Source organism: Bacillus tequilensis KCTC 13622, assembly GCF_000507145.1.
GTDB lineage: Bacteria > Bacillota > Bacilli > Bacillales > Bacillaceae > Bacillus > Bacillus tequilensis.
In genome coordinates, this window is record NZ_AYTO01000044.1 from 35,106 (window position 1) to 51,250 (window position 16,145).

Consider the following 16,145-nt stretch of genomic DNA (forward strand, 5'->3'; position numbering starts at 1 on the left):
GAGGTGCTCCAATGTCGGTATTTAGAAATCAAGAAACGTACTGGGAAAACCTGTTTAACGAAGAGGACGGCCTAAGCGCATTCCCTTACTTTAAAGCAGCGGACAAAGCGTCATTGGCCCGTACCGGCTATCAGGAAAAATACATCTGCCGTTCCTTATCTCCGGAAGTATCTCAAAGAATCATGACAATGGCGAATCATTCCGATATGGCGGCCTATTTGATTTTATTAGCAGGTATTGAATGCTTGCTGTATAAATATACCGATCGAACGAGCCTGATTCTCGGCATTCCAACGGTATCGAAGCAAAAAAGCAGCCAGTCAGCCGTTAACACCGTTGTTCTTTTGAAAAATACGCTTTCAAACGAGAGTACATTTAAAACCGTGTTTGAACAGCTGAAAGAAGCCGTTAATGATTCTCTGAAAAATCAAAACCTGCCGTTTAGAAAAATGGTTCAGCATCTAAACGTGCATTACAATGATGAGCGTCTGCCGCTGATTCATACTGTCGTTTCGCTTAACGAAATTCATTCTTTGCAATTTAAAGAAGACATTGCAGCCGATACGCTGTTTCACTTTGATTTAGAAAACAACGGGATTCATTTGAAGCTTTTTTATAACGGCAATCTGTACGATGAGCGCTATATGGATCAAATGACAGCCCATTTGGATCAGCTGCTGTCCGTAATCTTGTTTCACCCTCAAGCGGAGATCCATACGGCAGAAATGATACCCGAAGCGGAAAAACAGAAGCTATTGTTTGATTTTAATGACACCGGCAGAGATTTCTCCGGGAAAAGAACCGTGTATCAATTATTTGAAGAGCAAGCAGAAAGAACGCCTGAACATACGGCGGTCAAGTTTAAAAACGCCCATTTGACGTACAGGGAATTGAATGAAAAGGCGAACCGTTTGGCAAGAACATTGCGTAACTGCGGGGTTCACGCCGATACGTTAGTCGCTATTCTGGCTGATCGTTCATTAGAGATGATTGTGTCTATGATAGCCGTTTGGAAGGCGGGGGGCGCTTATGTGCCCCTGGACCCTGAATATCCAAAAGAGCGGCTTCAATATTTGCTTCATGATGCGAATGCGGACATTCTCCTTGTTCAGCATCATTTAAAAAACAGCCTCACCTTTGACCGCCCAACGATCGATCTGAATGATGAAGTATCTTACCATGCGGACGGCTCATTGTTATCACCAATAGCGGAACACAGCCATTTAGCCTATGTTATATACACCTCGGGCACAACAGGAAAGCCGAAAGGGGTCATGATTGAACACGGAGGCATTGTGAACTCGCTTCAGTGGAAAAAGGCGTTTTTCAATCATTCTGCCAAGGATCGCGTGCTTGTCTTGTATCCCTATGTTTTTGATGCATTCATTTTAAATTTCTTCGGCCCGCTCATCTCGGGTGCAACTATGTACCTTTTGCCAAATGAAGAGAATAAAGATCTTTTCGCCATTCAAAATGCCATGAAACAAGAAAGGATTACACATTTTTCAACTTCTCCCCGTCTTCTGAAAACGATGGTCGAACAGATGAACGCGGCCGACTTCATTCATGTTCAGCATGTTGTTGTAGGCGGTGAGCAGCTGGAAAAAGATACAGTTGAGAAGCTGTATTCTCTGCAGCCTCACATTCGAATCAATAATGAATACGGACCGACAGAAAACAGTGTGGTATCTACATTTCATCCTGTTCAGACTGATGATGAACAGATCACAATCGGCAAACCAGTAGCTAACCACCAAACCTATATTTTAGGATCGCACCAGCAAATCCAGCCGATCGGCGTACCGGGAGAGCTGTATGTTGGAGGAGCTGGAGTGGCCCGCGGCTATCTCAATCAGCCTGAATTAACGGAAGAAAAGTTTGTTCAGCATTTGCTCCTCCCTGGTCAAAAGATGTATAAAACGGGTGATCTCGCCAGATGGCTGCCAGATGGAAGAATCGAATATGTAGGGCGGATCGATCATCAAGTGAAAATTCGCGGCTACCGTATCGAGATCGGCGAGGTAGAAGCAGCCATGTGTACTCTGGACAATGTTCGTGAAGCTGCAGTCGTTGCGCGGGAAGACGAAGACGGAGCCAAGCAATTGTATGCCTATTATGTCGGCGATCCTTCTTTGACTGCTGCGCAGTTCAGAGACGTATTATCCCGTAAACTGCCGGATTTTATGATTCCATCCTACTTTATCCAATTGGAACAGATACCGCTCACTTCCAATGGAAAAATTGATTTGAAAGCTTTGCCTGCTGATGAAGAAAATACGCGGACGGATAACGAATACATAGCCCCGAGAAACACAACAGAAGAACTGCTGGCGTCCATCTGGCAAGAAGTATTAGGGGCAGAACGTATCGGAATTCTAGATAATTTCTTTGATTATGGCGGAGATTCGATTAAATCAATTCAGGTGTCTTCCAGATTGTATCAAGCCGGATACAAGGTTGATATGAAACATCTGTTTAAATATCCCGCGATTGCAGAACTAAGTCAATTTGTCGTGCCGATCGGCAGGATGGCTGATCAAGAGGAAGTGACCGGCAGCACAAACCTGACCCCGATACAGCATTGGTTTTTTGAACAAAAAATGCCGCAAGCTCACCATTACAATCAGGCCGTCATGTTATATTCGGCGGAAGGCTTGAAAGAGGCTCCGCTTCGCCGGACGATGGAACGGATCGCGTCGCATCACGATGCCCTTAGGATGATTTTCGAAAAAACACCGAACGGGTACGCTCCGCGAATTACAGGAACAGATGAAAGTGAACTATACCATCTCGAAGTGATGAATTATAAAGAGGAAACCGATCCGGCTCAAGCGATTGCCGATAAAGCGAATGAGATTCAAAGAAGCATGGCATTAGACCGGGGGCCTTTGATGAAGCTTGGTTTGTTCCAATGCCCCGACGGAGATCATTTGCTGATTGCAATTCATCATTTGGTGATTGACGGAGTATCGTGGCGCATTTTACTCGAAGATTTTGCAAGCGGTTATGAGCAGGCAGAGCGCGGACAAACCATCCAGCTTCCGCAAAAAACAGATTCATTTCCATTCTGGGCTGATCAATTGTCCAAATATGCGAAAGAAACCGACATGGAAGAAGAGATTGCTTATTGGGCCGAGCTTTCAAGCACGGAGCCGCAGCCATTGCCTAAGGACAAAATAAGCGAAGGTTCATTATTAAGAGACAGCGAAGAAGTGACGATTCAATGGACAAAAGAGGAAACGGAGCAATTGTTAAAACAAGCGAACCGCGCCTACAACACGGATATCAATGATCTGCTGCTGACTTCGTTAGGTCTCTCCGTTCACAGGTGGACGGGCATGGAAGACATTGCCGTGAATGTGGAAGGGCACGGGAGAGAACCAATTATTCCGGATGCGGATATCTCCCGCACGATAGGATGGTTTACAAGCCAGTACCCTGTCGTCCTGAGAATGGAAGCCGGAAAAGACTTGTCACAGCGGATTAAGACCGTGAAAGAAGGGCTGCGCCGTATCCCGGATAAAGGCATGAATTACAGCATCATCAAATATGTATCCGGACATCCCGAAGCCGACATCCTGCAGCTGAATCCGGAAATATCGTTTAATTACTTGGGGCAGTTTGATCAAAACCTGAATCATCAAGCTTTGCGCATGTCGCCTTTTTCCACAGGGTTATCGATGAACGAAAACCAAGAGAGAACAGCTGTTCTTGATGTAAACGGCATGATTTCTGAAGGGACATTATCGCTGACACTGAGCTACAGCAGCAAACAATACGAAAGACCGACTATGGCGCAATTTGCACGGAACTTGAAAGAAAGTCTGCAAGAAGTCATTGCACATTGCGTAAGCCGGCAGCAGACTTCCCTCACACCAAGTGACATCCTGTTAAAAGACATCTCAATCGACGAACTGGAACAGCTTTTGGAGCAGACGCGTGAATTAGGCGAAGCGGAAAATATTTATCCATTAACGCCGATGCAGAAGGGCATGCTGTTTCACAGCTTATTTGATCCGAATTCAGGTGCTTATTTTCAGCAAACGATGTTTGATCTGCACGGAGAGTTAGACATTGATGCATTTTCAAAAAGCTTGGATGGCTTATCGCAAAAATATGATATTTTCCGGACGAATTTTTACAGAGGCTGGAAAGATCAGCCGCTGCAAATCATATTCAAAACGAAAAAGATCGGGTTTGAATTCATTGACTTACGCGAGATGAAGGAATCACAAAAAGAAGAGATGGTTCAGGAGTATGCCAGAAAAGATAAGATGCGGGGCTTCGACTTAGAGAAAGACGCATTAATGCGGCTACTCATTCTTCGTACAGCTGAAAAGACATACCGTTTTATCTGGAGTTTTCACCATATTTTGATGGACGGCTGGTGCCTGCCGCTGATTACAAAAGAAATATTCGAGCATTACTTTGCCTTGCTTCACAAAAAGCAGCCTGAACAATCGTCCATTACTCCGTACAGTCAATATATTGAATGGCTCGGCCAGCAAGATGCGAAAGAGGCCATGGCTTATTGGGATCAGTACTTGGAGGGATATGAAGAGCAAACCGGCCTCACTAAGGATCACCATGCGGCGCAAGATGAACGATACATTTCGGAGAAAGTGACATGTGAAATAAGCACTGATCTGACTTTGAAAATGAAGCAGACGGCCGGCAGACGCCATGTCACGCTGAACACGCTGCTGCAGACGGCATGGGCGGTTTTGCTGCAGAAATATAACCGAAGCCGGGACGTTGTGTTTGGAAGTGTTGTATCCGGAAGGCCGGCTGGAATTCCAAACGTGGAAACAATGATCGGCTTATTCATTAACACCATTCCCGTCCGGTTCAGGTGTGAAGCCGGGACAACGTTTGCCGAGCTTATGAAAGAGGCGCAGGAAAGAGCTGTAGCATCTCAACAATACGAGACACACCCGTTGTACGATATTCAAGCGCGTACAACGCAAAAGCAAGATTTAATTACACATTTAATGATCTTCGAAAATTATCCTGTTGATCAGTATATGGAGAGCATTGGCCGGCAAAACGGATCATCCATCACCATTTCCAACGTACAAATGGAAGAGCAGACCAACTATGATTTTAATATGACCGTTATACCGGGCGACGAGATGAACATCTCTTTTGAATACAATGCCAATGTGTATGAGCGGGCAAGCATAGAGCGGGTTCGGGAACATTTCATGCAAATCCTGCAACAGGTCGTGACAGATCCGGATATCCGGGTGGATCAAGTAGATTTGTTAACGGAAAGTGAAAAAAGAACCCTTCTGCGGACGCTTAACGACACGGCAGCGCCATTTCCGCAGACGCCGGTACATCAATTATTTGAAGAGCAATCGCAACGTACGCCCGATCAAGCAGCCGTCATTGAAAAGGACAGGCAGCTCACGTACGGAGAGCTCAATAAGCGGGCAAACCGTCTGGCGCGAACGTTAAGAGCGAAAGGAGTGCAGACGGATCAGCCTGTAGCCATCATCAGCAGAAACAGCATCGAATCGGTGGTCGGAATCCTTGCCGTTTTAAAATCAGGCGGCGCCTACGTCCCAATAGATCCGGAATATCCGCAAGACCGTATGCGATATATGCTGGATGACTCCGAAGCCGGAATCGTTTTAATGCAGCGAGATATCAGGAAACAGCTTGCCTATGAAGGCGTCACGGTTTTACTTGATGATGAAAGTTCTTATCACCAAGATGACTCTGACCTTGCTCCGATAAGTGATGCGAGCCATTTGGCATATGTCATTTATACGTCAGGCTCTACAGGCCGGCCAAAAGGCGTACTAATCGAGCACCGCGGCTTGACTAATTATATTTGGTGGGCGAAAGAGGTTTATGTAAAAGGTGAGAAAACCAACTTCCCGTTGTACTCGTCCATCTCTTTTGATCTGACGGTGACTTCTATTTTCACACCGCTTGTCACAGGCAATGCAATCATCGTCTATGACGGAGAGGATAAAACAGCTCTGCTTGAATCGATTGTGCACGACCCGCGGGTGGATATCATCAAATTGACTCCGGCCCATTTGCAGGTTTTGAAAGAAATGAACATTGCCGATCAAACGGCAGTCCGAAGAATGATTGTGGGCGGGGAAAATCTAAGCACCCGGTTAGCCCGCAGCATTTATGAACAGTTCGAAGGCCGGATTGAAATATGCAATGAGTACGGGCCGACGGAAACCGTTGTCGGCTGCATGATTTACCGTTACGATGCCGCAAAGGACAGGCGGGAATCGGTACCGATCGGAACCGCTGCGGCAAATATGAGCATTTATGTGCTGGATGAGAATAGGAAACCCGCACCGATCGGAGTTCCGGGAGAGATCTATATCAGCGGGGCAGGTGTGGCAAGAGGGTATTTGAACCGTCCCGAATTAACGGCAGAGAAATTTGTCGATGACCCGTTTGAACCCGGAGCTAAGATGTATAAGACCGGAGATTTGGCGAAGTGGCTGGCTGACGGGAACATTGAATATGCGGGCAGAATAGATGAACAAGTGAAAATCAGAGGCTACCGTATCGAATTAGGCGAAATCGAGGCGGCACTGCTTCAAGAAGAAGCGGTCAAGGAAGCGGTCGTTACAGCAAGAGTTGACGCCCACGGGTTTAAACAATTGTGTGCATATTACGTGAGCGGCGGGCAAACAACGGCAGCCCGGCTCCGCAAACAATTGTCTCACAGCCTGGCGGGTTATATGGTTCCGGCTTATCTTATCGAGCTTGATGAAATGCCTTTAACGTCTAACGGAAAAATAAACAGAAAAGGACTGCCGGCTCCGGATTTCGAGCTGCAGGACAGAGCAGAGTATAAAGCTCCCCGAACAAAAACGGAAGAAATATTAGTTTCTGCCTGGGAATCGGTATTAGGCGCAGAGAATGTCAGTATTCTTGATAATTTCTTTGAACTTGGCGGAGATTCCATTAAGTCAATCCAAGTGTCATCCAGATTAAAACAGAGCGGATACAAAATGGAAATCAAAGACTTGTTTCAATATGCTACGATTGCCGAATTGAGTCCGCATATCAAGCAGAATCTGCGTACAGCCGATCAAGGTGAGGTCAAAGGAAAAGTCAGCCTGACTCCTATTCAGCATTGGTTTTTTGAACAAACAACAATAGATCCGCATTATTATAATCAAGCCGTCATGCTGCATGCGCCGGAAGGTTTTCAGGAAACGCCGCTTCGTCAAACCCTGCAAAAGATAGCAGAACATCACGATGCGCTCCGGATGACGTTCCAGACTGCGGAAAAGGGTTACGAGGCACATCATGCAGAGATCGCCCAAAGCGGACTGTACAACCTTGAAGTCCTGAACCTGAAAGCAGAATCCGATCCGGGGCAGACCATTGAAGCCAAGGCTGATGAGATACAAAGCAGTATGCATTTAAGTGATGGCCCGTTAATGAAAGCCGGATTGTTTCAATGTGCAGATGGAGATCATTTGCTCATCGCCATCCATCATTTGATTGTAGACGGGGTGTCATGGCGCATTTTACTGGAGGATCTCGTGACCGGCTACAGGCAAGCCGAGAACGGGCAAGTGATTCAACTGCCGCAAAAAACAGATTCTTTCCAATTGTGGGCCAAAAAGCTTTCAGAATATGCGCAAAGTGAAACGATAAAACAAGAACAGGAATATTGGACAAAGATCGAACAGACCGATGTCAAACCGCTGCCTACAGATTTTCAGGAAACCCATACAACTGCAAAAGACAGTGAAACAGCAACTGCGGAATGGACGAAAGAGGAAACGGAGCTCTTATTAAAACAAGCGAATCGCGCTTATAACACAGAAATAAATGATTTGCTTTTAACTTCTCTTGGTCTTTCTATATCCCATTGGTCGGGGCTTGACCGGATTCCGATTCATTTAGAGGGACACGGAAGAGAACAGATCATTCAAGATATGGATATCTCCCGCACGGTCGGCTGGTTTACTAGTCTGTATCCGGTTGTGCTGCACGCGCAGCCAGGCAAAGAAATCTCTGATTATATCAAAACGACCAAAGAAGGACTGCGCCAAATTCCGCATAAAGGGATCGGATATGGAATAGCAAGGTACTTAAGCGGCGGAATGCCATCGAAACTCAATCCTGAGATCAGCTTTAACTACCTGGGACAGTTTGACCAAGATTTACAGCAGCATGGGGTTCAATTATCTTCTTATTCATGCGGTTCAGACTCAAGCGGAAATCAAGAAAGACCGTATGTATTGAATATAAACGGAATGATAACCGAGGGCCGGCTGAAGCTTACGATCAGCTACAGCAGCAAGCAGTACGCAAAAGAAACGATCATGCGGTTATCGGAAACGATTCAAAGCCGCCTGCGGACAATCATTACGCATTGCGTTCAGAAAGAACAAATTGAACTGACGCCAAGCGATATTTTGTTAAAAGGCATGACCATTGAAGAATTGGATCAGCTTCTTATTCAGCTGCCGCATGCAGGTGAGATTGAAAACGTGTATCCGCTCACTCCGATGCAGAAAGGAATGCTCTTCCACAGCTTGCTGGATGAGGACTCACATTCTTATTTTGAACAAGCATCGTTCGATTTGCAGGGAGAGTTAAAGATTGATTGGTTTAAAGAAAGCCTTGAACGATTATTTGAAACATACGCCGTGCTCAGAACCCGTTTTCACAGCGGCTGGAACGATACTCCTTTACAAATTGTCTATAAAACGCAAAAACCGCAAATTCATTTTGCAGATTTGCGTGACATAGAGGAGCACCGGCGTGAGGATGCAATCGCAGCCTATCAAAGAGAAGACAAGGCAAAAGGATTTGACTTGGCTCGCGATCCCCTGATGCGCATAGCGATTTTCCGTATGGAAGACCGCAACTATCATTTGATTTGGAGCTTCCATCATATTGTGATGGATGGCTGGTGTCTGCCTCTTATCACAAATGAAGTGTTTGAGCATTATAACGCCTTACTAGAAGGAAGGGAAACTGAACAGCCGTCAGCAGCTCCTTACAGCGACTATATCGAATGGCTTGACCGCCAAGATCAAGGTGCGTCCAAACGGTACTGGAGCGGTTATCTTGAAGGATACAAAGGTGAAACCCGGATTCTTCATAAAACGCCGCAGCATGAACAAAAAGAATACGCTTATGCCAATGTGATCTGCCAATGTGATCACGAACAGACAAAACAATTACAGCAGATCGCAAATCAGCATCAGGTTACGTTAAATACGTTGATCCAAACGTTGTGGGGAATTTTGTTACAGAAATACAGCGGGTCCGCAGACGTTGTATTTGGCAGTGTCGTGTCGGGAAGGCCGGCGGAAATTCCTGATGTGGAACAGATGATCGGCCTGTTCATCAATACCATTCCGGTTCGGGTCTGCTGCGATGAGACCAGCTCTTTTGCTGATACGATGCAAATGGTTCAACAAAAGGCTTTGGCTTCCCAATCGTACGATACCTATCCTTTATACGAAATTCAGGCACAAACGGAACAAAAGCAGAACCTGATTGACCATATCATGATCTTTGAAAACTATCCGATAGGACAGCAGGTCGAAGAGACGGGACATCATGATACGGAACTGAACATCACGAATTTTCATATGCAGGAACACTCCCATTATGATTTGAATGTGGTTGTCATACCAGGCGAACAGCTGTCCGTTCATTTCGGTTTTAATGAAAACGAATATGAAAAATCAGAAGTCGAACGGCTCTGCGGACATTTTGAACAGCTCATGCAGCAAGTATTACAGCAGCCGTCTGTCAAAATAGAAGAATTGGAGCTTCTCTCTCAGCAAGAAAAAGAACACATGCTCAGCCATCTTCAGTCTGGCGACATGCAATACCAGCGTGAACAAACGATTCATGAGCTGTTTGAGGAACAAGCGCATCGTACGCCGAATCATATTGCAGTTGTATACGAGGGTAAACAATTAACCTACGGAGAACTGAATCGGCGTGCCAATCAGCTTGCGCGAACCTTGCAGGCAAAAGGTGTGCGGACGGATCAGCTTGTCGGCATTATGACTGAACGCTCGCTTGAGATGATTGTAGGCATCTTAGGAGTTTTAAAAGCAGGCGGCGCATATTTGCCGATAGATCCTGATTCTCCGTCTGAACGCATCCGTTATATTTTAAATGATTCAAGCATCAGCGTATTGCTTTACAGCGGGAAGCTTCCGGATGATATCGGCTTCTCAGGAACATGTATCGATCTCATGGAGGAACGTTTCTATCACGAAAAAGACAGCAGTCTTGCACTCTCTTATCAGTCCAGTCAACTGGCCTATGCCATTTATACTTCCGGCACGACAGGCAAGCCTAAAGGCACGTTAATTGAACATCGCCAGGTCATTCACCTGATTGAAGGGCTTCGACGCCAAATTTACTCTGCCTACGATGCGGAGCTGAATGTAGCCATGCTCGCTCCATATTATTTCGATGCTTCTGTTCAGCAAATGTATGCTTCCTTGCTGTCAGGCCATACCTTGTTTATTGTTCCGAAAGAGATTGTGTCAGACGGTGCTGCCTTATGCCGTTACTATCGGCAGCATTCGATTGACATCACTGACGGAACACCTGCCCACTTAAAGCTTTTGATAGCTGCAGGTGATTTGCAGGGAGTCACGCTTCAGCATCTTTTAATCGGAGGAGAGGCTCTTTCCAAAACGACGGTAAATAAGCTCATACAATTATTCGGCGATCATGGCGTTACGCCTGGGATTACCAATGTATATGGGCCTACGGAGACTTGCGTAGACGCGTCTCTGTTCAATATTGAATGTTCTTCCGATGCTTGGGCACGCAGCCAAAGCTATGTCCCTATAGGCAAGCCGTTAGGCAGAAACCGCATGTACATTCTTGATTCAAAAAAACGGCTGCAGCCGGCGGGCGTCCAAGGCGAGCTGTATATTGCAGGGGACGGTGTCGGGCGGGGTTACTTGAACCTGCCGGAACTGACGGACGAAAAATTTGTTGCCGATCCGTTTGTACCGGCGGACCGAATGTACAGAACCGGTGATCTGGCCCGCCTTCTGCCGGATGGAAATATTGAATATATCGGCCGGATTGATGATCAGGTGAAAATTCAAGGTTTTCGGATTGAACTCGGTGAAATCGAATCGGTGATGCTGAACGTTCCTGATATTCAAGAAGCCGCCGCAGCTGCCCTTAAAGATGCAGATGATGAATATTACTTGTGCGGATACTTTGCTGCGGATAAGACAATACAGATCAGTGAACTTCGCGAAAGAATGGCCCGGCATTTACCGGGATATATGATCCCGGCTCATTTTGTTCAGCTGGATAAGATGCCGCTGACGCCAAACGGGAAGTTGAATCGCCAGTTATTGCCGGCTCCGGTCAAAAAGCGTGACAGCGGCATAGAGTACGTCCCGCCGCAAACTTCGGCAGAAATCCAGCTGACAGCAATTTGGGAGGAGGTTCTCGGATTAGAGCAGGTGGGGATCAGAGATCACTTTTTTGAGATCGGCGGACACTCCCTGCGGGCAACGGCGCTGATTGCAAAAATACAAAAGCAAATGCATGTCCAAATTCCTTTGCGGGCCGTCTTCCGTTTCCCAACCATTGAACAGCTCGCGCGGACGATCACGAAGACGGAGCTGACCGGATATACCGCGATTCCTGTAATTGAAAAAAGACCTTATTATCCGGTATCCTCAGCACAAAAACGGTTGTACATCCTTAATCACTTGGAAGGCGGAGAACTCAGTTACAACATGCTGGGCCTGATGGCTGTGGAAGGAAAGCTTGATCGTGACAAGCTGCAGCAAGCCTTCCGCACGCTGATTTTGCGCCATGAATCTTTGCGCACCGGTTTTAAAATGGCTGACGGAGAACCTGTCCAGTATGTCTTGGATCACGCAGCGTTTGAAGCAGAGTGGTACCAAGGGGAAGATGATGATGCGGACCTTTATATCCGCCAATTTATTCGTCCTTTTCACCTGGATGAGCCGCCGCTGCTTCGCGTGGGGCTGATTGAACTTCAACCTGACTGCGGAATTCTGATGTTTGATATGCACCATATTATTTCTGACGGAACATCCATGAGCGTATTGATTAAAGAATTTATCCGGATTTATGAAGGAGAGACATTACCGCCCCTTCGCATCCAGTACAAGGACTACGCAGTATGGCAGACCGGCGAAGCGCGGTTAAAACAGATCCAAAATCAAGAAGCCTATTGGTTAGAGCTGTACAGCGGCGACGTTCCTGTCCTTCATCTGCCGACCGATTATATCCGGCCGTCGGCACGGGATTTTGCGGGAGCCACAATGCAGTTTACGCTTGATAAGCAAAAAAGCGCCGGATTAAAGCAGCTGGCATCCCAAACCGAATCGACTTTATATATGGTGCTCCTTGCGTCTTATACATTATTGCTTTCAAAATACAGCGGCCAGGAAGACATTATTGTCGGCAGTCCTATAGCGGGAAGACCGCACGCCGATTTGGAACCGATTATCGGAATGTTTGTGAATACACTGGCCATGAGAAATTACCCTGAAAAAGGGAAGACGTTCTCTCAGTATCTGTCCGAGGTGAAGGAGAATGCATTAAAAGCTTATGAGCATCAAGATTATCCGTTCGAAGCGCTGATCGATCAACTGAATATCGCCAGAGACTTGAGCCGTAATCCATTGTTTGACACCATGTTTGTGCTTCAAAACACGGAGCAGGAACAGTTAGAGATAAATGACGTCACTTTCAAACCATATCCAAACGGACATACGATGGCTAAATTTGATTTAACCTTAACGGCTGTGGAAGAAGAGTCGGGTATTCAGTTCACGATGGAATACTTGACGGCTCTGTTTAAACCGGAAACGATCGAACGCATGATGGGGCATTTTGTGCAGCTGATTGATTCGATTATTAAACAGCCTGATGCCGAGCTGGCTCGTCTGAATATGATGACCAAGGAAGAGGAAAGAGACATTCAGCAACTCTTTAACGATACTGCAGTTGCGGAAAAACGAATTCCAACTACGGTTCATCAGCTTTTTGAGCAGCAGGCTGAGCTTAACCCGGATCATGAAGCCGTCCGGTTTGGAAATCAGACGCTGACTTATCGTCAGCTGAATGAACGCTCCAATCAGCTGGCTCGCGTCCTTCAAGATAAAGGTATTGGCACTGATCAGGTGGTTGCCGTTCTCACGGATCGCTCAGCAAATATGATCATCGGCATTTTAGCCATATTAAAGGCGGGCGGAGCATTTCTACCTATCGATCCCGAACTTCCTGATGAACGGCGGGCTTTTATGCTGAAAGACAGCGGCGCCAGTGTGCTTTTGTCTGGCGCAGGTTATGCCATTCCGACGCTCTTTAAAGGGGAAGTGCTTCTGCTTGATGATCCGATAATATATCAAGGCAGAGCAGACAATCTTAATCTTTCCTGCTCGGAAAATGATTTAATGTATGTTATTTACACGTCAGGCACAACGGGGCAGCCGAAAGGCGTTCAGCTGGAGCACAAGACCATGACGAATCTGCTCGCTTATGAGCAGGCTCATACGCCGCTTCACTTTGACAGAGTACTGCAATTTGCCGCAATGAGCTTTGATGTCTGCTATCAAGAAATGTTCTCCGCGCTTTCAAGTGGAGGAACACTCTGTATCATCAGCAATGAGGCAAAACGGGAAATACGCCAGCTCAATGAATTTGTCAAAATGCACAGGATACAAACAGCATTTCTTCCGACCGCGTTCCTTAAGCTTCTTGCCTCGGAGAGACACTATTTCGAACCATTTGCCGAGTGCGTGGATCACATCATCGCTGCGGGAGAACAGCTCATCGCAACAAGGATGCTGCGTGACATGCTGGCGCGCCACCAAGTCACATTGCATAATCATTACGGTCCGTCGGAGACGCATGTTGTGACCATGTATACCGTCGATCCTGATACAAATCAGGAGATTCAGCCGATCGGCAAACCGATTTCAAATACGGAGATTTTCATTTTGAATGAAGCCGGAACGCTTCAGCCTGTCGGAATCGTCGGTGAACTTTGTATTTCAGGAGTGAGCCTGGCCAGAGGCTATCATAACAGGGAGTCTTTGACGCTCGAAACTTTTGTTCCCCACCCATATGACTCGAATCAACGGATGTATAAAACAGGCGATCTGGCTCGTTACCTTCCCGACGGAAACATTGAATATGCAGGAAGGAGAGACCATCAGGTCAAAATTCGCGGTTACCGGATTGAACTCGGCGAGGCGGAAGCCGCTCTGCTGAGCCTCGAGCATGTACAGGAAGCAGTCGTTCTGTCCAGAGAAAATGCAGATGGCCAAAGCGATTTATATGCCTATTTTACAGCGGAGCAATCACTCTCGATCAGTCAGCTGAAAGAAAAACTTGCTGGCCAAATACCGGGATACATGATCCCTTCATACTTCATCCAGCTGGAGAAACTGCCGCTAACCGGCAATGGAAAAGTAAATCGAAGAGCATTACCGATGCCTGAAGCAGGTTTGCAAACGGGAACCGACTACGTTGCTCCGCGGACGAATATGGAAGAGCAGCTGATATGCATCTGGCAAGACGTTTTGAAGGTAAAAGAAATAGGTGTAAAAGATAACTTTTTCGATTTGGGCGGCCACTCGTTGCGGGGGATGACACTCATCGCCAAAATTCATAAGCAATTCAGCAAAAACATTTCATTAAGAGAAGTCTTTCAATGTCCGACAGTTGAGGAAATGGCAAAGGCAATTGCAGGAGCTGAAACCAACGGGCCGGATTACATTCCGAAAGCCAAAGCAAAAGATGTCTATCCTGTATCGTCCGTACAGAAAATGGTTTACCTGTCAACACAAATAGAAGGTGGAGAACTGAGCTACAATATGCCGGGAATCCTTACATTAGAAGGAAAACTCGACATGAATCGCTTGCAAACCGCTTTCCAAAGACTGATCCAGCGTCATGAATCGCTGCGTACCGGTTTTGAAATGGTCCGCGGAGAACTGATGCAGGTGATCAAACCGCAAGTGGAGTTTTCGATGGAAAGATACAAGGCAACAGCTGACGAGGTTGAGGAATGTTTCCGCACCTTCGTGCGGCCGTTCGATCTCAGCCAGGCTCCATTACTCAGGGCCGGACTCATCGAGTTAGAACAAGACCTGCATATTTTCATGTTTGACATGCACCACATCATCACGGACGGCGCCTCCATGAACATTTTTGTCGAAGAACTGATTCAATTGTATGACGGCAAAGAGTTAGCTCCGCTCCGTATTCAGTACAAAGACTTTACGGAATGGAAACATCAAAAAGAACAGAGAGAACGAATCAAGAAGCAGGAAGAGTATTGGCTTGGTGTATTTCATGAAGAGCTCCCGTCATTCGAGCTTCCGAAAGATTTTGCGAGACCGCCGGTTAGAAGCTTTGATGGGAAAAGGCACAATTTTACGCTCGATAAGACTGTCACCCAAGGGATAAAGCAGCTGGAAGAATTGACCGGAACGACCGCTTACATGATTTTGTTCTCGGCCTATTCCATACTGCTGGCAAAATACAGCGGTCAAGATGATATCGTCGTCGGCACACCTATTGCGGGGAGACCGCATGCGGATTTGGAACCCATTATCGGAATGTTTGTCAATACATTAGCCATCCGCACCGCTCCGATGGCGGAAAAGACATTTTTGGATTATATAACTGAAACGAAAGAAACCATGCTGAAGGCTTTTGAACATCAAGAGTATCCTTTTGAAGAATTAGTTGAAAAACTGGGTGTAAAACGGGACTTAAGCCGCAATCCATTGTTTGATACGATGTTTGTCCTGCAAAATACGGAACATACGGATATTGAAGTGGACTCTCTCGCAGTCAGACCTTATGAACAAACGGAGACGGCAGCCAAGTTTGATTTACAGCTGAACTTCTTAATAGATCAAGATGAGATTCAGGGCAGTTTTGATTACTGTACAAAACTGTTTAAAAAGAAAACCATTGCTGTATTGGCCAAGGATTACGTCATGATCCTTTCGGCGATTATGAGAAACCCATCCATTCCTTTAAAAGACATTCAATTAAGCGAAAAAGTAAACAAAAGGAAACATCTCGCAAGCACAATCGAATTGGATTTCTAATCACGGGGGCAGCGGCTGTCCCGGCATGAATGCCGCGGC

1 protein-coding gene is annotated in these 16,145 nt (G+C 46.4%); it reads left to right on the top strand.

The genetic code is table 11. The annotated features are described in order from the left end of the window. Positions 1-11 precede the first annotated feature (11 nt). Complete coding sequence (locus tag V756_RS0121385) at positions 12-16,106, top strand: non-ribosomal peptide synthase/polyketide synthase (protein WP_024716464.1); 16,095 nt, start codon at positions 12-14, stop codon at positions 16,104-16,106. Positions 16,107-16,145 lie beyond the last annotated feature (39 nt).

What these genes read in the sequence shown, in the direction of transcription:
- V756_RS0121385 (WP_024716464.1), top strand. Translation starts at nt 12, where the DNA reads ATGTCGGTATTTAGAAATCAAGAAACGTACTGGGAAAACCTGTTTAAC.